We start from the raw sequence: 19291 nt of genomic DNA, 5'->3' as shown, positions 1-19291 counted from the left end.
GTGAGAAGCTCCAACGGTAAGGGCGCGGCAGATAGCCCGCGCCGGGGCTCAGTACAAGCCGGCGGTGTCGTCCGGCGGTCGCTTCGGCGGCGGCGGCGGAGCCACGGCGGCGCCCGCGCTGGGCGCCCCGGTGACGCCGTTCTTCCAGACCTGGTTGTAGGGCTGCGGCCCGCTGCGCAGCAGGCCCCCTTCCCCGCCGATCGGCGCGGTGGCGACCCGGGGCTCGGTGCCGGGCCGGAAGGCCTCGCGGATTCCGCGGACCATGGCGAACTTGGCGTTCTTGGGCGCCTTGAACTCCTTCTTCTCCACGCCCTCCAGCGCCACCTTCATGAAGTCGATGAAGATCGGCACGGCCGACTGGCTGCCGGTCTCGCCCTCCCCCAGGCTCCGGTTGTCGTCGAAGCCGACGTAGATGCCGACCACCAGGTCCGGCGAGAAGCCCATGAACCAGGCCGAGCGGTAGTCGTTGGTCGTGCCGGTCTTTCCGCCGAGCGGATAGCCGAGCGAAGAGGCGGAGGCCGCCGTGCCGCGCTGGACCACGCCCTGCAGCATGGAGGTGATCTGGTAGGCGGTGATGGGATCCATCACCTGGCCGCCGGCCGGGGCGATGCGCGGACTCTCCCCGCCGTTGAAGCCCACGCCGCAGCGGTCGCAGTCGCGCCGGTCGTGGCGGTAGATGGTCTTGCCCTCGCGATCCTGCACCAGCTCGATCAGGTGCGGCTCGACCTTGCGCCCGCCGTTGACGAAGGCCGAATAGGCGCCGGCCATGCGGAAGACCGTGCTCTCGCCGGAACCGAGCGCCATGGCCAGCACCCGGTCCATCTTCTTGGTGACGCCCATGTTCTCGGCGAGGCCGGAGATCTTGGTCATCCCCACGCCCTGGGCCAGGCGCACGGTCATGGCGTTGCGGGACAGTTCCAGGCCTTTCCGCAGCTGCAGCGGCCCGTAGTACTTCCGCTCGTAGTTCTCTGGGCTCCAGGCCTGGCCGCCGGCCCCGGCCAGGGTAATCGGAGCGTCCATCACCACGCTGGCCGGCGTGTAGCCGTTCTCCAGCGCCGCGGCGTAGACGATGGGCTTGATGGCGGAGCCCGGCTGCCGCTCGGCCTGGGTGGCCCTGTTGAAGCTGGAGAGCGAGAACGAATAGCCGCCGACCATGGCCAGCACGCGGCCCGAGTGCGGCTCCATCGCCACCAGGGCGCCGTTGACGGCCGGAACCTGCTTCAGGCGGAAGCCCGCGGCCCCGTCCTCCCTGGGCGCGACGAAGACCAGGTCGCCCGCGCCGATGCCCTTGCCCCGGCGGGCCCAGGCGACGTCCTCGGACGCCAGGGCGCCGGCCTGGCCTTCTATGGTGCGGACCTGGACGTTGCCGCCGGCCACGTCGGTGACCACGGCCTGGCGCCAGCTGCGGCGCTCGGCGGGTCGGGATTCCTTGCGGGCCACGTCTTCCCAGCCGGCCAGGGTGGTCACATGCCCCCAGGCCCCGCGCCAGCCGTGGCGGCGGTCGTAGGCCTCGAGGCCGTTCATCAGCGCCAGCCGCGCGGCGCTCTGCAGCCGCGGGTCGAGGGTCGTGCGCATGTAGTAGCCGCCCTCGGTGAGCTTCTCGCCCAGGGTGGAGAGGCCGCGGCGGCGCACCTCCTCCACGAAATAGTCCGCGTCGCGGTACTTGGCGCGGGTGGGCTCGGCCTGGACCTTCAGGTCCTCGGCCTTGGCGGCCTCGGCCTCGGCGCGGGTGATCCAGCCGTGCCCGGCCATCTGGTCGATGACCCAGTTGCGGCGCGCGAGCGCCTGCTGCTTGCGGCGGACCGGATGGTAGTTGTCCGGCCCCTTTGGCACGGCCGCCAGGTAGGCCGCCTCGGCGATGCTGAGTTCGGAGATCGACTTGCCGAAATAGTTGTAGGCCGCCGCGCCGACGCCGTAGGAGCGGTAGCCCAGCCAGATCTCGTTCAGATAGAGCTCGAGGATCCGCTCCTTCGAGAGGGTCTGCTCCAGCCGCCCGGCGAGGATCGCCTCCTTCAGCTTGCGGCCGATGGTCTGGTCGTTCGTCAGCAGGATGTTCTTGGCCACCTGCTGGGTGATCGTGGAGCCGCCCTCGAGGCGCCGGCCCTGGGCGACGTTGATCACGTTCTTGGCCATGGCCCGGCCGAAGCCGCCCACGTCGACGCCGCTGTGCTTGAAGAAGTTGTGATCCTCCGCCGCCAGGAAGGCCTGCGCCAGCCGCGACGGGATCGCGTCGTAGGGCACGTAGATCCGGCGCTCGCGGGAGAACTCGCCGATCAGGGTGCCGTCCCAGGCGTAGGCGCGGGTGGCGGTGGGCGGATGGTAGTCGGCCAGGTCCGCGGCGTCCGGCATGCTCTTGAACAGCCAGGCCGCCCAGATGGCCGTGGCGAATCCCGCCACCGCGATGGCGCTCAGCACCACCACGCCGACCATCGCGACCCAACGTTCGGGTCTGCTCTCCTGGGGATTCAACTTAGGACCCTGCCTCCGGGGCGATGGCGCCCCTCGGGACCTCGTCTAGCGTGCGTCGGGGCGGGCGCCAACGGCCCGCCGCCCCTGCCGCGTCAGCGCGCCGCAAGCCGGGTGGCTTCGGCGAAGTAGTCGTCGATGGCGTCGCCGACGGCGTTCATCAGCGCCCCGCGGCGCTGGACGTCGCGCAGCAGCTGCTCGTCCTCGGGGTTGGAGACGAAGCCCATCTCCAGCAGCACGGCCGGCACGTCGGGCGCCAGCAGCACCATGAAGCCGGCGTCGCGGTGGCTGCGGCGCAGTAGGGGCGCCTCGCCCTCGATGTTGGCGACCAGGGTCTGGGCGAAGGCGGCCGAGCGGTTGCGGGTCGCCCGCTGGGTGAGGTCCAGCAGGATGTCGCTGACGCCGCGGTCGCCGGACAGGCTGGCCTTCATGAACCAGTCGTCCTTGCTGACGAACTGGGCGGCGCGCGCGCTCGCCTTGTCGGAGAGGGTGTAGACGCTGGCGCCGCGCAGGCCGGGCTCCGGCCCGGAATCGGCGTGCAGGGAGATGAACAGGTCGGCGTCGGCCCGCTGGGCGATGCGCACGCGGCTGGCGAGGCCGACATAGGCGTCGGTCTCGCGGGTCATGATGACCTTGTAGCGGCCGCTCCGCTCCAGCCGCGCCTTCAGCTGCTTGGCGGCGGCGAGGTTCAGGTCCTTCTCGAAGCCCTCCGCGCCGCGGGCGCCGGGGTCGCTTCCGCCGTGGCCGGCGTCGATCACCACCACCTTCTTGAGCGACAGCTCGTCGCGGACCGGCAGCAGCCGGGGCCGGAGCTTCGGCGCGCTCGCCTTGGCGAGCTTCACCTCGGCCGGCGGCAGGGGCGCGACGTCCACCACATAGCGGTAGTGGTCCACCCCGTCGGCCGGCGGCAGCAGGAAGCGGCGCTTCACCTTGGCGTCGGCGGCGAGGTCCAGCTGCAGCCGCGCGCCGGCGGCGGTCTGGTCGACCATCCACGCCCGCACCAGGCCGTGCCCCCCGCCCTGCAGGCCGCCGGAGGCGGTGACGCCCGGCAGCACGACGGTGACGCGGCGGTCGGCGGCGCCGTCGGAGACCAGCTTGGCGCTGGCCGAGCGGTCGAGATCGATGACGATGCGGGTCTGGGCGGCGTCCCCGCCCAGGCGGACTTTCAGCAGGTCGGCGGAAGCGGCGGCGGCGTGGCCCACGGCGACGCCGGCCAGGCACAGCACCGCGGCGGCCGAACCGATCGCGGCCCAGCCCTTATGCCTCCACAAACCCTGCCCCATACGCGCCAGCATTTTTGCGGGCTCCAGCCTACGGACTTCGAAAAGAGGAATGAAGGGCCATATAGCCGCGGGGTCGGTGGACAATCGGTTAACAAGACCTTTCGCCCGGCGGGGGCGGGTTCGGCTTTCCTTTTCCTGCCCGGTGTTGCAAAGTCCCGCCCGCCGCGCCGAACCGGCCTCGCCAGGAGCGCGCGACATCAAGCCCGCGTCGGCTTCGACCGAACCCTCGGTGACGACGCATCATCCGATCCGCGCCCAATCAAGGACGCGCCTGGGAACACACCTGATGGGCTGCGCAGCTCACGCCGATACTGGCCCAATGGCCTCCCGAGACGCCGACTCCGGCGTCTTCCCGGGCGGCGCGCGCGCCTATTCCATTTGCCGGCAGCGCTCAGCGCGCCGTGGAGATTCACTTAATGCCCAAGAACATGCTGATCGACGCAGCGCACGCGGAAGAAACGCGTGTGGTGGTCGTCGACGGGACCCGCGTTGAAGAGTTCGATTTCGAGAGCCAGAACCGCAAGCAGCTCAGAGGGAACATTTATCTCGCCAAGGTGACGCGCGTTGAGCCGTCGCTGCAGGCGGCCTTCATCGAGTACGGCGGCAACCGCCACGGCTTTCTCGCCTTCAACGAGATCCACCCCGACTACTACCAGATCCCGGTCGCCGACCGCGAAGCCCTGCTGCGCGAGGAGGCCGAGGAGGACGAGGAGGACGAACGTCCCGCCCGCGGCCGCCGCGCGGCCGTCTCGGAGGAACCCTCCGAGGATGGCGACGACGAGGACGCCGCCACCGCCTCCGAGGACGACGACGACGTCATGGAGGAGGAGCTTGCGCGCCGCCGCCGCCGGCTGATGCGCAAGTACAAGATCCAGGAGGTGATCCGCCGCCGGCAGATCATGCTGGTGCAGGTCGTCAAGGAAGAGCGCGGCAACAAGGGCGCGGCCCTGACCACCTACCTGTCGCTCGCCGGCCGCTACGGCGTCCTGATGCCGAACACCGCCCGCGGCGGCGGGATCAGCCGCAAGATCACCACGGCCACCGACCGCAAGCGCCTGAAGACCATCGTCCAGAGCCTCGACGTGCCGCAGGGCATGGGCCTGATCGTCCGCACGGCGGGCGCCAAGCGCACCAAGGCCGAGCTGAAGCGCGACTACGACTATCTGCTGCGCCTCTGGGAGAACATCCGCGAGACGACGCTGCACTCGATCGCGCCGGCCCTGATCTACGAGGAAGAGGACCTCGTGAAGCGGGCGATCCGCGACCTCTACGACAAGGACATCGACGGGGTGTTCGTCGAGGGCGAGAGCGCCTTCAAGGAAGCGCGCGACTTCATGCGCATGCTGATGCCCAGCCAGGCGAAGAAGGTGCAGCTCTACCGCGAGCCGACCCCGCTCTTCGTCAAGCACCGGGTCGAGGACCACCTCAGCCAGATCTACTCGCCCGTGGTCCCGCTGCGCAGCGGCGGCTATCTGGTGATCAACCAGACCGAGGCGCTGGTCGCCGTCGACGTGAACTCCGGCCGCTCGACCCGCGAGCGGAACATCGAAGCCACGGCGATGAAGACCAACATGGAGGCCGCCGAGGAGGCCGCCCGGCAGCTCCGGCTGCGCGACCTGGCCGGCCTGATCGTCATCGACTTCATCGACATGGATGAGGCGAAGAACAACCGGGCGGTCGAGAAGAAGCTGAAGGACTGCCTGAAGGACGACCGCGCCCGCGTGCAGATGGGCAAGATCAGTCCGTTCGGCCTGATGGAGATCAGCCGCCAGCGCCGCCGCACCGGCGTGCTGGAAGGCACCACCCACGTCTGCGAGCACTGCGCCGGCACCGGCCGGGTGCGCTCGGTGGAATCGAGCGCGCTGGCGTCCCTGCGGGCGCTGGAGATCGAGGCGCTGAAGGGCGGCGGCGAGGCGACGCTGACCGTGCCCCGCGCCGTGGGCCTCTACATCCTCAACGAGAAGCGCGCGCATCTGGCGCGCCTGCACCAGGCGTTCGGCCTGTTCGTGACCGTCGTCATCGACGACGACATGGCGCACGCCGACCACCAGATCGAGCGGACGGCGACGGAGACCCGCGCCGAGCACGCCGCCATCGTCCACGCCCCGGTCCAGGCCTACGAGCCGCCGGCCGACGACGGCTATGACGACGAGGCGTACGAGGACGAGGAAGAGGAAGACGAGGACGGCGAGGAAGCCGAAGAGGACGGGGAGCCGACCTCCGCCGAGCCGCGCCGTCCGCGTGAAGAGGACCGCCACGACGACGCCGAGGGCCGCCGCGGCGGACGCCGCCGCCGCCGCCGCGGTCGCCGCGGGGACGAACCCCGCGAGGCCCGCGAGCCGCGCGAAGCCGGCGAGGCCCCGCCCCGCCCGGTGGAAGCCCAGGACGACGAGGAAGGCGGGCACGGCGGACGCCGCCGCCGCCGGGGCCGCCGCGGCGGTCGCCGGATGCGCGACGACGCCCGGCCGCAGGACGCCTTCGCCTGGACCCGTCCGTGGGTGCCCTACGGCGACGATCCGTTCGTCTGGTACGACCCGGCCGAGGACCTGAGGCGCGCCCAGGCTTCTGCGCCGACCCCGACGCCCGCCAACGACGAGCGGCCGGCGCCGGCGCCCGCTCCCGTGGCGGCGGAAGCGGTCGAGGCGGCCCCGTCGGTTTCCGCCGCGCCGGCTCCGGCCGCCGAGGAGGAGATCTGGGTCGAACTGCCCGCGCTGGAGGAGAAGCCGAAGCGGGCCCGCCGCAGCCGCAGCCGCAAGGCGGACGTCGCCACCGAGGCGCAGACCGAGACCGTGGTCGCCGAAGCGCCGGCGGCGGAGGCCTCTCCGGCGGTCGAGACCGCCCCGGAACCGGTTGCAGCGCCGGAGCCCGAGCCCCAGCCGGTCGCCGTCGCGGCCGAGCGCGCGCCCCGGGCCAGCCGTCGCAGGGCGACCGCCTCTGCGCCGGCGCCTGAGCCTGAGGCGGTTTCCGCGCCCGAACCGGCAGCTGCGCCAGCTCCCGTCCCGGCCACGCCGGATCCGGCGGAGATCTCCGCGCCGCCGGCCGCGCCGCGCCGAGGCTGGTGGCGACGCGGCTGACGCGTTAGGGTTCCGACGGGGACGAGGGGCGTGACAGGACGTTGAGCATGGTGTCCCTTTCCCGGTCGGTTCGCTGTTTCGCCCTGGCCCTGACGGCCGCGGCGAGCCTGGTGATCCACCCGGCTCCCGCGGTCGCCCAGGGCGAGGGCATCTCCCTCATCCGCGACACCGAGATCGAGGAGATCCTGCGCAAGGACTCCGCGCCGATCTTCGACGCCGCCGGGATCGACTCGAAGACGATCGACATCCTGCTGATCGGCGGCAAGGACCTGCAGGCCTTCGCGGCGCCCCGCACCATGGGCGTCTACACGGGCCTGATCCTGGAATCGAAGACGCCCAACGAGTTGCAGGGCGTCATCGGGCACGAAGTGGCCCACCTGGCCGCCGGCCACAGCGCCCGCTCGGGCGACATGAACCGGGCGGGCATGCGGCCGTTCCTGCTGACCATGGGCCTGGGCGTGCTCGCCGCCCTGGCCGGCTCTCCCGAGGCCGCCGCGGGCCTCGCCGGGTCGGCCAGCTACTTCGGGACGCTGGGCGCGCTGGGTTACAGCCGCGAGCAGGAAAGCCGCGCCGACCAGGCCGGCGCCACCCTGCTCGAGAAGGCCGGCATCTCGGGCAAGGGCCTGGCCGATTTCTTCGACAACTTCCGCTACCAGGAGGTCTTCAGCGAAAGCCGCCGGTACGCCTACTTCCGCAGCCACCCGCTCTCGTCCGACCGGATCGAGGCCCTGCGCCGTCGGGTCGAGGCCCTGCCCAACTACGACAAGGTCGACACGCCCGAGGCGATGGCCGAGCACGCGGTCATGAAGGCCAAGCTGGACGGCTTCCTGAACCCGCAGGTCGCGATCGTGAAGTACGCCGAGACCGACAGGTCCTATCCGGCCCGCTACGCCCGCGCGATCGCCTACTACCAGCTCAAGGAGCCCGACCGGGCGCTGAAGCTGATCGACGCCCTGCTGCAGGAGCAGCCGGACAATCCGTACCTCTGGGAACTGAAGGGCCAGGTGCTGTTCGAGTTCGGCCGCGCGGCCGAGGCCGAGCAGCCGCAGCGCCGTTCCGTGGAGCTGAAGCCGGACGCCCCGCTCCTGCGGGTGAACCTGGGGCAGACGCTGATCGCCCTGGACGACAAGGCCAAGGTCGAGGAAGGCATCGCCGAGCTGAAGAAGGCGCTGACCCAGGAGGACGACAACGCCGTCGCCTGGCGCCTGCTCGCCGAGGCCTACGACCGGCAGGGACAGGACGGCCTCGCCCGGCTCGCCACCGCCGAGTACAACTTCAACGTCGGCGACAAGCGGCAGGCCCGGGTGTTCGCCATGCGGGCCCGAGAGATGCTGGACCGGGGCTCGCCTCAGTGGCGGCGGGCCACCGACATCGTGCTCGCCTCCAGCCCCGACCGCGAGGATCTGAAGGACCTGGCGCGCGAAGGCTCCATCTCCGCCCGCCAGACCCGCTAGGCGCCGCGGCGCCCAGGCCCTATCTGAGCCCCATGCTGTCCCCTCCCCGCGTCGTCCTGGCGCTCTCCGCCGCCCTCGCCCTCTCCGCCTGCGACAAGCCGCAGGACGCCGCCTTCGGCGAGCGCGTGCGCGCCTACCTCCTGGAGCACCCGGAGGTGCTGGAGGAGGTGGCGATGAAGCTGAACGAGAAGAAGCAGGCGGAGGCGATCAAGGCCTCCACCGCCGCCATCGACAAGCACCGGGCGGCGCTGGAACGCGATCCGCGCGACTTCGTGGCCAACCCCAACGGCAAGTACACGGTGGTGGAGTTCTACGACTACCGCTGCAGCTACTGTAAGGTGGTCGCCCCCGAGGTGACCAAGCTGATCCGGGAGAACCCCGACGTCCGCTTCGTCTTCAAGGAGCTGCCGATCTTCGGCGAGGTGTCGGACTCCGCCGCCCGGCTCGCCCTGACCCAGCCCGTGAAGGCCAAGGGCCTCGACGTCTACGGCCGCTGGATGGCCGACAAGGCGCTGACCGAGGCCGCCCTGGACCGCCACCTGCGCGAGGTCGGGATCGACCCGGCCCAGGCCCGCCGGGCGGCGCAGGCCCCCGCCATCGCCCGCCACATCTCCGACACCCGGGCGCTCGCCCAGGCGCTCAACATCGAGGGCACGCCGGCCTTCGTGGTCGGCGACGTCATGATCCCGGGCGCCGACGTCAACGCCCTGCGCGCCGCCATCCTGCAGGTGAAGGGCAAGGACCTGAAGCGCATCAGCTAGACCGCGCCCCGCGGATCCGCTTGACCGCCCCTGCGGCAAGCACGGACCCTGCCGCCATCGAGAGGCCGAGGCGGAGCCCGGGAATGTCCGAGAAGGTGCTGGTGATCGGCGCGGGCATGGCCGGGCTGTGGACGGCGCTGGCGCTGGCGCCCACAGGCCGCGAGGTCATGCTGCTGGAGCGCGATCCCGGGCCGCCGGCGGGCGGTCCCGACGCCGCCTTCGCCGACTGGAGCCGCCGCGGCGTCGGCCAGCTCCGCCACAGTCACGCCTTCCTGGCCCGCCTGCGCAACCTGATCCGGGACGAGCACCCCGCCCTGCTGGCCGAACTGCTGGCCGCCGGCTGCCGCGAGCTGACCTTCGAGGAGGGCCTGACCCCCGTCCACCGGCGCGCCTACTCACCCAAGCCCGTGGACGCGGACCTGGCCATCCTCACCAGCCGCCGCACGACCCTGGAGCTGGTGATCCGCGGCTATGTGGAACGGCTGCCGGGCGTCACCCTGCGGGCCGAGACCTTCGTGCGCGAACTGGTGATCGCGTCCGGAACGCCGCCCCGCGTCACCGGCGTGCGGCTGGAGGACGGTTCGGAGCTCTCCGGCGACATGGTCGTCGACGCGGGCGGCCGCACCTCCGACGCCGTCGCGACCCTGGTGGCCGCGGGGGCCACCGTGGCGACCGACACCGAGCCGACCGGCGTCCTCTACTTCACCCGCCACTACCGCCTTCTTCCCGGCGCGGCCGAGCCGCCGCGCGGCGGCCCACCGTCCACCGGCGATCTCGACTACCTGAAGTTCGGCGTCTTCCCCGGCGACAACGGCTGCTTCTCGATCACGCTCTGCCTGCCCGAGGTCGAGGAGGAGCTGCGCCGGGCGATCATGGCCCCGGAAACCTTCGACGCCATCTGCCGGGCGCTGCCAGGCGTGGCGCCCTGGATCGCGCCGGAGCGGGCGCAGGGCGTGGGCCGCGTCTACGGCATGGGCGACCTGCAGAACCGCTGGCACGACCTGGCGCCGGGCGGCCGGGCCGCCGTCCTCGGCTTCTTCCCCGTCGGCGACAGCCACGTGCGCACCAACCCGCTCTACGGCCGTGGCTGCTCGGTGGCGGCGGTCAGCGCCACCCTGCTGCGCCAGGCTCTGGAGGAGGCCGCCGATCCCGCCGATCGTCTGGTGCGCTACCAGGCGAAGGTGACCGCCGAGATCCGGCCCTACTATGACGTGATGCGCGATTCCGACCGGCGCGGGATCGCCCGCGCCCGGCAGGCGCTGACCCCCGGCTACCGTCCCGGCCTGCGTCAGAAGCTCGGCAAGGCCTTCTTGGAGGACGGGGTGACGGTCGCCATCCGTTCCGACCCCGACCTGCTCCGCGCCTTCCTGCGCGGCTTCCACATGCTGGAGCATCCGGAGGCCTGGCTGAAGCGTCCGGCGAACCTCGCCAAGGTGCTGGGCTACTGGGCGCGCGGCAGGAAGGCCAACGCCGCCGCCTACCGGCCCAAGGCCGGGCCCGGCCGCACCGAGATGCTGGCCATGCTCGGTCTCTCCCCCGACGCCGACCTGCGCCGCCTCGAAGCCGCCTAGTCGCGCTTCCCGAACAGCGACTGCTGGGCCATCTGGTCGCGGGTCGCCTCGGGCGCCAGCGTCGCCATCCTGTCCAGTTCGGCGATCTCCTCCGGCACGTACCAGTGCAGCTTCTCGGAGTGGTAGGCCTCCCAGACCACCTCGGCCACGGCGCTCGCCGGCATGGCCCTGAACATGCCCTCCTTGGGCGCGTTCTCCAGCGCCTCGCGGGGCAGGATCGGCGTGTCGATCAGGCCGGGCAGGACGTCGGCGACGCGGACGCCATAGGCCTTGAACTCCACCGACAGCGCCTCGGTCAGGCCCTTAACGGCGTGCTTGGTCGCCGAATAGACCGCGATCCCCGGCATGCCGAACGTCGCCGAGGAGGACGAGGTGGTGAAGCAGAGCGAGCCGGGCGTGGCCTTGAGCAGCGGGATCGCCTCGTAGATACCGATCAGCACGCCGACCAGGTTCACCTGCACCACCGCCAGGATGTCCTCGAACGGCTGCTGGTCGAACGGCCCGCCCTTGCCGATGCCGGCGTTGTTGAACAGCAGGTCGAGCCGCCCGCCGGCCACGGGCCCAAAGGCGTCGAGCGCGGCGCGGTAGTCGGCGCGGTCGGTGACGTCCAGGCGCCGGATCAGGCAGTTCTCCGCGCCGAGCTCGGTCTGCAGGTCCTTCAGCCCGCCCTCGTTGACGTCATAGGCGCCCACGAACCAGCCCTTGCCGGCGAACAGCCGCGCCGTCTCCCGGCCCATGCCGGAGGCGGCTCCGGTGATGAAGATCGACTTCCGCGCCCCCGCCATGGCTCAGATCAGCCCCGAGAGCGGCGAGGACGGCTCGGCGTACATCCGCTTCGACATCCGCCCGGCGAGAAAGGCCTCGCGCCCGGCGATGACGGCGTGCCTCATCGCCCGGGCCATGCGGATCGGATCCTTGGCGCCGGCGATCGCGGTGTTCATCAGCACGGCGTCGCATCCGATCTCCATGGCCAGCACGGCGTCGGAGGCCGTGCCGACGCCCGCGTCGACCAGGACCGGGACCTTCGCCTGCTCGATGATCAGGCCGAGGTTGAGGAAGTTCTGGATGCCGCGCCCCGAGCCGATCGGGGCCGCCGCCGGCATGATCGCCGAGGCCCCTGCGTCCTCCAGCTTCTGGGCGTAGACCGGATCGTCCGAGCAGTAGACCATCACCTGGAAGCCCTCTGCCACGAGCATCTTCAGCGCCCGCAGCGTCTCCTCCATGTCCGGCAGCAGATGCTTGGTGTCGGAGAGCACCTCCAGCTTCACCAGGTCCCAGCCGCCGGCCTCCCGGGCCAGGCGCAGGGTCCGCACCGCGTCCTCGCCGGTGTAGCAGCCGGCGGTGTTGGGCAGGAAGGTGAAGCGGTCGGGCTTCACATGGTCCACCAGCATCGGCTGGCTGCGGTCAGAGAGGTTCACCCGGCGCAGCGCCACGGTGACGATCTCGGCTCCGGCGGCCTCGGCCGCGGCGGCGTTCTGGGCGTAGTCCTTGTACTTGCCGGTGCCGATGATCAGCCGGGAGCGGAAGGTCCGGCCCGCCACCGACCAGGTGTCCTCGACCTGCGCGTTGCCGTCCATCTCAGCCGCCTCCGATAAAATGCACGATCTCGATCCGGTCGCCGTCCGAAAGCGCGGTCTGCGCATAGGCCGAGCGGGGGACGATTTCCAGGTTCCGCTCCACGGCCACCTTGCGCGCGTCCAGGCCCAGTTCCGCCACCAGACCCGCGACGTCGGCCACGCCCTGGAAGGCGCGCGCTTCGCCGTTGAGGATCAGGTTCATGCAGGCCTCCGGTTGGGATGCTTGTGACCCGCCGCCCTGCCCGTTACAAGACGCCGGAATCGACGGCGGAGCCGAATGTCGAAACCGATCTATGTGCTGAGCGGCCCCATTTCCAACGTCCGCGCGGGTCGCGAGCCGGAGACCTGCGGGGCCGAGCCCCCTCGACCGCGCCACCGTCGCCACACCGAAACCGAACACTGAGGCTGCGCCGGGCGTTACCGGCACATCCCCTTTGCTGAACAAGGGCTATTCCATGGCTAGCAGTCCCAAGGCTCCCGCCGATCCGTTCGACGCGCGCCTGGTGCGCAAACTGGCCGACATCCTCACCGACACCGGCCTGTCCGAGATCGAGGTGGAGCACGGGGAGCTGAAGATCCGTGTGGCCAAGACCCTGACCGCGGCGCCCGTGCACTACGCCGCCGCCCCGGCCCCCGTCGCACACGCGCCGGCCCATGCTCCGGCGGCCGCCGGTCCTGCCGAGGCCGCTCCGGCCGAGCGCATCCGCGGGGACGCGGTGAATTCGCCGATGGTCGGCACCGTCTACCTGCAGCCGCAGCCGGGCGCCGATCCCTTCGTGAAGGTGGGCGACACGGTCAGCGCCGGCCAGACGATGATGATCGTCGAGGCCATGAAGACCATGAACCCGATCCCCGCGCCGAAGGCCGGCAAGATCGTGGAGATCCTCGTGGCCGACGGCCAGCCGGTGGAGTTCGGCGAGCCGCTCGCGGTCATCGAGTAGATTCGATGTTCGAGAAGATCCTGATCGCCAACCGAGGCGAGATCGCGCTCCGCGTCCACCGGGCGTGCAAGGAGATGGGCATCTCCACCGTCGCCGTGCACTCGGAGGCCGATTCCGGCGCCATGTGGGTGCGGCTGGCCGACGAGAGCGTCTGCATCGGGCCCGCGCCTGCGGCGAAGAGCTACCTGAACATCCCCTCGATCATCGCCGCGGCCGAGATCACGGGCGCCCAGGCCATCCATCCGGGCTACGGCTTCCTGTCCGAGAACGCCCGCTTCGCCGAGATCGTGAACGCCCACGGCTTCACCTTCATCGGGCCGAAGCCGGAGCACATCCGGATCATGGGCGACAAGATCACCGCCAAGCAGACGGTGAAGGAAGCCGGCATCCCCGTCGTCCCCGGCTCCGACGGCGGCGTGACCACCGAGGAGGAAGCCTTCGCGGCGGCCCGCGAGATCGGCTTCCCGGTCCTGATCAAGGCCGCCGCCGGCGGCGGCGGGCGCGGCATGAAGGTCGCCAAGACCGAGGCCGACCTCGCCGAGGCGGTCGGCACCGCTCGCTCCGAGGCCAAGGCGGCTTTCGGCGACGACGCGGTCTACATGGAACGCTACCTCCAGCGGCCCCGCCACATCGAGCTGCAGGTCGTGGCCGACAGCCACGGCAACGTCGTGCACCTGGGCGAACGCGACTGCTCGCTGCAGCGTCGGCACCAGAAGGTGCTGGAGGAAGCCCCCTCCCCGGTCATCGACGCCGCCGCCCGCGCCAAGATCGGCAAGGTGGTGGTCGATGCGGTCCGCGCCATAGGCTATCTCGGCGTCGGCACTATCGAGTTCCTGTACGAGGACGGCGAGTTCTTCTTCATCGAGATGAACACCCGCCTGCAGGTGGAACACCCGGTCACCGAGGCGATCACCGGCATCGACCTGGTGAGGGAGCAGATCCGCATCGCCGCGGGCGAGCCGCTGTCGTTCCGGCAGGAGGAGGTGGTCTTCGAGGGCCACGCCATCGAATGCCGGATCAACGCCGAGAACCCGAAGACCTTCGCCCCTTCGCCCGGCCTGGTGACCGACTTCCACGCGCCCGGCGGCCTGGGCGTGCGGATGGATAGCGCGCTCTACGCCGGCTATTCGATCCCGCCCTACTACGACAGCCTGATCGGCAAGCTGATCGTCCACGGCCGGGACCGCGAGGAGTGCATCGCGAGGCTCTGCCGCTGCCTGAACGAGGTGGTGGTGGCCGGCATCGACACCAACATCCCGCTCTTCCAGGAGCTGATGTCCAATCCGGACATCATCAAGGGCGATTACAACATCCACTGGCTCGAAAACTGGATGAAGGCCCAGGCGGCGGCCTGACGGGGAGCTCTTGCGCGGCGTCCTGATCCTCCTGTTCGTCGCGTTCCTCGGCGGGGCGGCCCACGCCCAGGCCCCGGCCTCGAAGTTCGCCACCGTCTCGGATGGCGTGAGAATTCACTACCTGGAAGCGGGCGCCGGCACGCCGGTGATCCTGCTGCACGGCAGCACCGGGACGGCGGAGTCCAACTACGTCGCCACCGGCATCCTGCCGGCGCTGGCGGCCGAGCACCGCGTCCTCGCCCTGGACTTCCGCGGCCAGGGGCGGAGCGACCGCCCGACAGCCCCGAAGCGCTACGCCTCGGACCGCTTCCCGCAGGACGTGCTCGAGATCATGGACCAGCTCGGGATCGAGAAGGCCCATATGGCGGGCTATTCCATGGGCGGGGAGATGATGGCCCCGCTCCTGGCCCTGGCCCCCGGGCGGATCATCACCGCCACCTTTGGCGGCTCGGGCCTGCTGGAGCCCGACCGTCGGGCGGACGCGGCCGCCCTGGCGCAGGATCCGAAAGGCCGCGACCGCGAGCCGCCGCCCCTGGCACGCAAACTCTGGGTCGAGCGCAACCTGGAGGCCCTTCGCGCCATGGAGCAGGGCCGCCGGGCGCAGCCGGCCACCACCCCCGCCATCGATCCGCGCAGGGTGTCCTTCCCGGTGCTGGCGATCATCGGCGAGTACGACACCCCCACCCGCTTCACCGCACTGATGAGGCGCAGCCTGCCCGACTTCCGGCTCGTGGTGCTGAAGGGCCGCGACCACGCGACGGCCCTGGCCGATCCCGGCTACAAGGAAGCCCTGGTGGAGTTCATCAACGCCCACGATCCCAAGGCTCCATGAGCACCGGCTTCGGACCTCGCGACCTCCTGGCCTGCTACGCCCGCGGGGTCTTCCCCATGGCCGACGCGCGGGAGGACATGCGGGTCTTCCTGATCGACCCGGAGCGGCGCGGGGTGATCCCGCTGGACCGCTTCCACGTGTCGAAGCGGCTGGCGCGCACGGTGCGCTCAGACGTCTTCGAGGTGCGCGTGGACACCGCCTTCCGCGACGTGGTCCAGGCCTGCGCCGAATCCAAGCCCGGCCGCACGGAGACCTGGATCAACCACCCGATCGAGCGCCTCTACGTCGGCCTCCATGACCAGGGCTTCGCCCACAGCGTCGAATGCTGGCAGGACGGCGTCCTCGTCGGTGGCCTCTACGGCGTGGCGCTGAGGGGCGCCTTCTTCGGCGAGAGCATGTTCAGTCGGGCGCGCGACGCCTCCAAGGTGGCCCTGGTCCACCTGGTGGCGCGGCTGATCGCCGGGGGGTTCAGGCTGCTGGACGCCCAGTTCATGACCGAGCATCTCGCCCAGTTCGGCGCGGAGGAAATCCCCCGCCGGGAGTACCTGAAGCGTCTAGACCGGGCGCTTGCCGTCGACGGCGACTTCTACGTGATCGGCTCTTCGGCCGGGGGTGGAGCGGCCGCGGCCTTGGGCGCCGGCGCGGGTGGCGTCGCCGCCTTGGGCGCGGGAGTTGGCGCCGCCTTCGGCGCAGGCGAGGCGGATGCCTTGGCCGCCGGCGCCGGCTCCGCCTTGGGGGGCGGAGCCGCGGGCCTCGCCGCCGGTGGGACGGCGGCGGCGGAACGGGACGCCCCGGCGGCCGGAGCCGGCGTCAGCGGTCGCGCGGCCCTGCAGGTGATCAGCCAGGCGTCGTAGCTCGGGTGCTGCAGCGGGTTCAGGCCCGGCGAGGACGCGTACATCCAGCCGCGGAAGGCCTGGCGGGCCGGCGGCGCGGGCTTGCCCGGGGCTGGCCTGGGCTGGGAATCCACCGTCAGGTAGGCGATGGAGTCCTCGACCGGCTCGTCCGGCGCCGAGCGCTCGCAGGCGCGCACCGTGAACACCAGGTTCTTGTAGCGCACGGGCCGGCCCACGGCGGCTTCGAACCGGAGGGATTCGGCGGTCACCTTGTCCAGGGCCTGCAGGATGGCGACGTCGTAGCGGGCGCGGCGCACCGGCGTCTCGGCCGGCGTCTCGACCACCTGCGCCCTGGGCGCCGGGGCGGGCGCGACCTCCTTCTCGGAGATCGGCGGCACGACCATGGGCGCCGGCGGCGGGACGTCGATCGGCGGCGCCTCCTCGGGCACCTGAGCGCCCGGACCGGGGGTCGGGAGCGGTGCGGGCGGCGGGCCCTGCTGCGGCGCCGGCTGGGCCGAGACCAGGCCGCCGGCCGTCATCCCCGTCAGCGCCAGGGCCCAGACGGCGCGCTTCAGCAGACGGGATGGGGCGAGTCGGGTCACGGCCGCGATTATTCCGGCGTCCAGGCCTCGTAGTCGCCTGTGGCCCTTTGGCGCTCCCCGCCGCGGGCCAGCGAGCCCTTGGGGCGGTAGGCGTAGATGGTGCCCGAGAGGTTCGGCCGGTGCTCCTTCTCCCACGCCTTGCGCGGCAGCGGGATCTCGGTGGGCGGCTCGTCGAAGGTGTAGTGCAGCCAGCCGTGCCAGTCGGGCGGGACCTTGGAAGCCTCGGCGTAGCCGTTGAAGATCACCCAGCGCCGGCGACGGTTCTTGTCGTAGCTGTCGCGGTCGTCCTTCGCCTCGTAATAGCGGTTGCCGTACTCGTCCTTGCCCACCAGCCGCGCGCGGCGGGCGATGGTGAAGTGGATGCCCGGCGTGGCGCCGTTCCACCAGGTGAAGAGGGTCTTGAGAAGGTTCGACAAAGGACGGCTCGACTGCTCTGGGGAGGCTTGAACGCGCGCGGACTATAGGCGGCGCCCCATGGGGCGTCCAGCCGCGCGGAGCGCCGCGCCAAATGGCAAGATGTTGGGGATGAACGGCCTTGTGACCGCAACATCTATTGCTAGCACCTGAATCGCCCGCCTACCCTTCCGCGATGGGAGTCGGATGATGGGCGAAGGTGCGTGGCGGGCGGGAATCGAAGGCCGGGTGCTGGAGCTCTCGAGCGGCCTTGTCGAGCTGCAGGCGCCCACCGCCTGGACCGACGCGCGCGCCGAAGCCTGGCTGGACTGGGCGGACGGGGAGGCGAACATGACCGAGGCCATCACCCACTATGTTGAGGCGCTGGCGCTGCAGGCGCAGGCCCGCGGCATCGTGAAGGACGCGCGCGGCCGGGGCCGCTTCCGCGACGAGCTGGCCGAAGCGCTGGCCCGCGGGGTGCTGGCGATCGCCCCGCCGCCGCAGGGGCCTCGCCCGCTGGTCCTGGCCGCCACCGCCCCGCATCTGAGCTCCGCGCTCGCCGCCTTGACGGCCCAGCACCGCGGCCAGGCGGCCGCGCGCGCGTCGGCTCGCACGCTCACCGAGAAGCTTCAGGCGGTGATGGACGCCATCCTGCGCTGCGAGGGCGACGCCGAGGCCTGCGCCGACCCGCAGAAGAACGCGAGCCTCGCCCGCGCCGCCGAGGCGGCCCGGGCGGCCGGGGCCGACGACCCCATGATCCTCGAGGCGGTGGCGCTCGCCCAGGCCAGCGAGACCGCCTGGACCGCCGAACCGCCGGCCGAGGACGCGCAGCGCCTGCGCCTCGCCGTCGCCGCGTCCAAGCGCGACCTGAAGGGTAATCTGGGCCGCGAGATCGCGCTGGCCGCCTGGGCGACCGGCGCCGTGGCCGTGGCGCCCGGCCCGGACGCCGCCGAGCAGGCGGCGGCGCAGGAGGCGGGCCTACGCGGCGGCGTCAACCTGATGGCCCTGTGGTCCGACGACGCCTTCGACATCGAGGCCTTCGAGGCCGCCGTGCGGCTCCTCGGCCAGGCGCTCGCCGCCGCGGCCGACGGGCCGGCGCTGCTCGGCCTCGCCGGCCTGCACGAGTGGCTCGTGGCCCACGGTCTCGACTACGACAGTCCCGAGGGCCGCGAGACGGCGCGCGAGCTCTACCTCGCGGCCGCCAAGGCGCTGGAGGGCGTCCCCCTGGAGGGCGGCCTCGCGGTCTTCTCCGATCCCGAGCTGTCGCTCCGCCTGGGCGGCGGCGGCCTGGCCGGCGCGCCCTGGGCGGGCCCGGTCACCTCCGCCGAGACCGCCGATGGCGAGGCGGTCCGCGTGGTGTCCGACGCCGCCCTGCGCGGCCTGACGGCCATGGGCGCGGACCTCGGGGAGGCGCGCGCCGTGCTTCTGGGCGCAGGCGACCTCGCCGCCGCGCCGGCCGTCGACCATCGGGCGCTCGCCGCCCGCGGCTTCACTGACCACGAGATCGCCGCGGCGGAAGCCGCCCTGCCCTTCGTGTCGCGACTGGAAGACGCCTTCGTCCCGGCCGTGGTCGGCGAAGGTTTCGTGCGCGACGTACTCGGCGCGACGGCCGAGCAGCTGGCCAACCCGCGGCTCGACGTCCTGGCCCTGGCCGGCTTCGGCAAGGCCGAGGTGACCCAGGCCCAGGCCTACGCCTTGGGCGCGGAGACGCTCGCGGAAGCCGCGCTCCTCGCCCCGGCCCAGCGCCGGGCGTTCCGCACCGCCGACGAGCTCGGCGAGGCGCCTGCGCGGGCCATGCTGACGATCCTGCAGCCGGTGCTCGCCTTCGCGCCGGTGCTGGAGACTACCCTGCCCTGGGCCGCCACGGTGGATGACGTGATGGCCGCCTTCGCCGCGCCGCTGCCCGTCCGTGTCCGGCGCACGGCGCCGCCCGCCGACCTGGCGCTCGACATCCCGGCCGTGGCCGAGGCCCGCGCCACGCGCGAGGCGTCGCCGGCGCCGGAAGAACGGATCGTCGAGCGCGTGGTCGAGCGCGAGCGCGTCCGCCGCAAGCTGCCGGACCGCCGCAAGGGCTACATCCAGAAGGCGGCGGTCGGCGGCCACAAGGTCTACATCCACACCGGCGAGTACGACGACGGCGAGCTCGGCG

At 71.8% G+C, this 19291-nt stretch carries 15 protein-coding genes and 1 pseudogene; 9 read left to right on the top strand and 7 right to left on the bottom strand.

Annotated features, from left to right (window positions below; all coding sequences use genetic code 11):
• Positions 1–48: 48 nt before the first annotated feature.
• Together V7Z97_RS10695 and V7Z97_RS10690 are read right to left on the bottom strand one after the other, a co-directional pair.
• Complete coding sequence (locus tag V7Z97_RS10695; protein WP_334163449.1) at positions 49–2430, bottom strand: penicillin-binding protein 1A; 2382 nt, start codon at positions 2428–2430, stop codon at positions 49–51.
• 131 nt (positions 2431–2561) lie between these two features.
• Positions 2562–3749 carry an N-acetylmuramoyl-L-alanine amidase family protein gene (locus V7Z97_RS10690; protein ID WP_334163448.1) on the bottom strand — a complete coding sequence of 396 codons (1188 nt, stop codon included), beginning with the start codon at positions 3747–3749 and terminating at the stop codon, positions 2562–2564.
• A gap of 416 nt (positions 3750–4165) precedes the next feature.
• Between V7Z97_RS10690 and V7Z97_RS10685 the strand changes: the two genes are divergently transcribed.
• The 4 genes from V7Z97_RS10685 to V7Z97_RS10670 all read left to right on the top strand — a co-directional run bounded on the left by V7Z97_RS10685 (position 4166) and on the right by V7Z97_RS10670 (position 10609).
• Positions 4166–6823, top strand: a complete 2658-nt coding sequence (locus tag V7Z97_RS10685) for an Rne/Rng family ribonuclease (RefSeq protein ID WP_334163405.1) — start codon at positions 4166–4168, stop codon at positions 6821–6823.
• 47 nt (positions 6824–6870) lie between these two features.
• Positions 6871–8277 carry a M48 family metalloprotease gene (locus tag V7Z97_RS10680; RefSeq protein ID WP_334163404.1) on the top strand — a complete coding sequence of 469 codons (1407 nt, stop codon included), beginning with the start codon at positions 6871–6873 and terminating at the stop codon, positions 8275–8277.
• A gap of 32 nt (positions 8278–8309) precedes the next feature.
• On the top strand, positions 8310–9038 hold the full coding sequence (locus V7Z97_RS10675; protein WP_334163403.1) for a DsbA family protein: 729 nt from the start codon (positions 8310–8312) through the stop codon (positions 9036–9038).
• Between the two features lie 83 nt (positions 9039–9121).
• Positions 9122–10609 (top strand): FAD-dependent oxidoreductase, encoded by a 1488-nt coding sequence (locus V7Z97_RS10670; RefSeq protein WP_334163402.1) that lies wholly within the window; start codon positions 9122–9124, stop codon positions 10607–10609.
• Here V7Z97_RS10670 and V7Z97_RS10665 read toward each other — a convergent pair.
• The 3 genes from V7Z97_RS10665 to thiS are packed head-to-tail and all read right to left on the bottom strand — an operon-like array spanning position 10606 to position 12388.
• Positions 10606–11394 carry an SDR family oxidoreductase gene (locus V7Z97_RS10665; protein WP_334163401.1) on the bottom strand — a complete coding sequence of 263 codons (789 nt, stop codon included), beginning with the start codon at positions 11392–11394 and terminating at the stop codon, positions 10606–10608. The genes V7Z97_RS10670 and V7Z97_RS10665 overlap by 4 nt on opposite strands.
• A 3-nt stretch (positions 11395–11397) precedes the next feature.
• Positions 11398–12186, bottom strand: a complete 789-nt coding sequence (locus V7Z97_RS10660) for a thiazole synthase (protein ID WP_334163400.1) — start codon at positions 12184–12186, stop codon at positions 11398–11400.
• 1 nt (position 12187) lies between these two features.
• Positions 12188–12388 carry a sulfur carrier protein ThiS gene (thiS, locus tag V7Z97_RS10655; protein WP_334163399.1) on the bottom strand — a complete coding sequence of 67 codons (201 nt, stop codon included), beginning with the start codon at positions 12386–12388 and terminating at the stop codon, positions 12188–12190.
• Between the two features lie 253 nt (positions 12389–12641).
• On the opposite strand from thiS, the gene accB reads away from it, so the two are divergent.
• The 4 genes and pseudogenes from accB to aat all read left to right on the top strand — a co-directional run.
• On the top strand, positions 12642–13127 hold the full coding sequence (gene accB / locus V7Z97_RS10650; RefSeq protein WP_334163398.1) for an acetyl-CoA carboxylase biotin carboxyl carrier protein: 486 nt from the start codon (positions 12642–12644) through the stop codon (positions 13125–13127).
• A 5-nt stretch (positions 13128–13132) separates the two neighbouring features.
• Positions 13133–14482: an acetyl-CoA carboxylase biotin carboxylase subunit gene (gene accC / locus V7Z97_RS10645; protein ID WP_334163397.1), complete on the top strand. Its 1350-nt coding sequence runs from the start codon at positions 13133–13135 to the stop codon at positions 14480–14482.
• A gap of 10 nt (positions 14483–14492) precedes the next feature.
• Positions 14493–15314: an alpha/beta fold hydrolase gene (locus tag V7Z97_RS10640; protein ID WP_334163396.1), complete on the top strand. Its 822-nt coding sequence runs from the start codon at positions 14493–14495 to the stop codon at positions 15312–15314.
• Positions 15311–15928, top strand: a pseudogene (aat, locus tag V7Z97_RS10635) (leucyl/phenylalanyl-tRNA--protein transferase); the annotation flags it as partial. The gene V7Z97_RS10640 and the pseudogene aat, both read left to right, overlap by 4 nt.
• On the opposite strand, the gene V7Z97_RS10630 reads toward aat, so the two are convergent.
• Positions 15901–16551 carry a DUF2155 domain-containing protein gene (locus tag V7Z97_RS10630; protein ID WP_334163447.1) on the bottom strand — a complete coding sequence of 217 codons (651 nt, stop codon included), beginning with the start codon at positions 16549–16551 and terminating at the stop codon, positions 15901–15903. The pseudogene aat and the gene V7Z97_RS10630 overlap by 28 nt on opposite strands.
• Before the next feature lie 206 nt (positions 16552–16757).
• The gene (locus tag V7Z97_RS10625) at positions 16758–17165 is read right to left on the bottom strand and encodes an NADH:ubiquinone oxidoreductase subunit NDUFA12 (protein WP_334163395.1); all 408 of its coding nucleotides are present in this window, start codon (positions 17163–17165) and stop codon (positions 16758–16760) included.
• Between the two features lie 187 nt (positions 17166–17352).
• Between V7Z97_RS10625 and V7Z97_RS10620 the strand changes: the two genes are divergently transcribed.
• Positions 17353–19291, top strand: a 1939-nt coding sequence (locus V7Z97_RS10620; protein ID WP_334163394.1) for a hypothetical protein, incomplete at its 3' end; no start/stop codon positions are given.

This window comes from Phenylobacterium sp. (genome assembly GCF_036821595.1).
Lineage (GTDB): Bacteria > Pseudomonadota > Alphaproteobacteria > Caulobacterales > Caulobacteraceae > Phenylobacterium.
This window is presented reverse-complemented; position numbering and strand designations above follow the sequence as displayed.

What these genes read in the sequence shown, in the direction of transcription:
- V7Z97_RS10695 (WP_334163449.1), bottom strand. Translation starts at nt 2,430, where the DNA reads ATGGTCGGCGTGGTGGTGCTGAGCGCCATCGCGGTGGCGGGATTCGCC.
- V7Z97_RS10690 (WP_334163448.1), bottom strand. Translation starts at nt 3,749, where the DNA reads ATGGGGCAGGGTTTGTGGAGGCATAAGGGCTGGGCCGCGATCGGTTCG.
- V7Z97_RS10685 (WP_334163405.1), top strand. Translation starts at nt 4,166, where the DNA reads ATGCCCAAGAACATGCTGATCGACGCAGCGCACGCGGAAGAAACGCGT.
- V7Z97_RS10680 (WP_334163404.1), top strand. Translation starts at nt 6,871, where the DNA reads ATGGTGTCCCTTTCCCGGTCGGTTCGCTGTTTCGCCCTGGCCCTGACG.
- V7Z97_RS10675 (WP_334163403.1), top strand. Translation starts at nt 8,310, where the DNA reads ATGCTGTCCCCTCCCCGCGTCGTCCTGGCGCTCTCCGCCGCCCTCGCC.
- V7Z97_RS10670 (WP_334163402.1), top strand. Translation starts at nt 9,122, where the DNA reads ATGTCCGAGAAGGTGCTGGTGATCGGCGCGGGCATGGCCGGGCTGTGG.
- V7Z97_RS10665 (WP_334163401.1), bottom strand. Translation starts at nt 11,394, where the DNA reads ATGGCGGGGGCGCGGAAGTCGATCTTCATCACCGGAGCCGCCTCCGGC.
- V7Z97_RS10660 (WP_334163400.1), bottom strand. Translation starts at nt 12,186, where the DNA reads ATGGACGGCAACGCGCAGGTCGAGGACACCTGGTCGGTGGCGGGCCGG.
- thiS (WP_334163399.1), bottom strand. Translation starts at nt 12,388, where the DNA reads ATGAACCTGATCCTCAACGGCGAAGCGCGCGCCTTCCAGGGCGTGGCC.
- accB (WP_334163398.1), top strand. Translation starts at nt 12,642, where the DNA reads ATGGCTAGCAGTCCCAAGGCTCCCGCCGATCCGTTCGACGCGCGCCTG.
- accC (WP_334163397.1), top strand. Translation starts at nt 13,133, where the DNA reads ATGTTCGAGAAGATCCTGATCGCCAACCGAGGCGAGATCGCGCTCCGC.
- V7Z97_RS10630 (WP_334163447.1), bottom strand. Translation starts at nt 16,551, where the DNA reads ATGGTCGTGCCGCCGATCTCCGAGAAGGAGGTCGCGCCCGCCCCGGCG.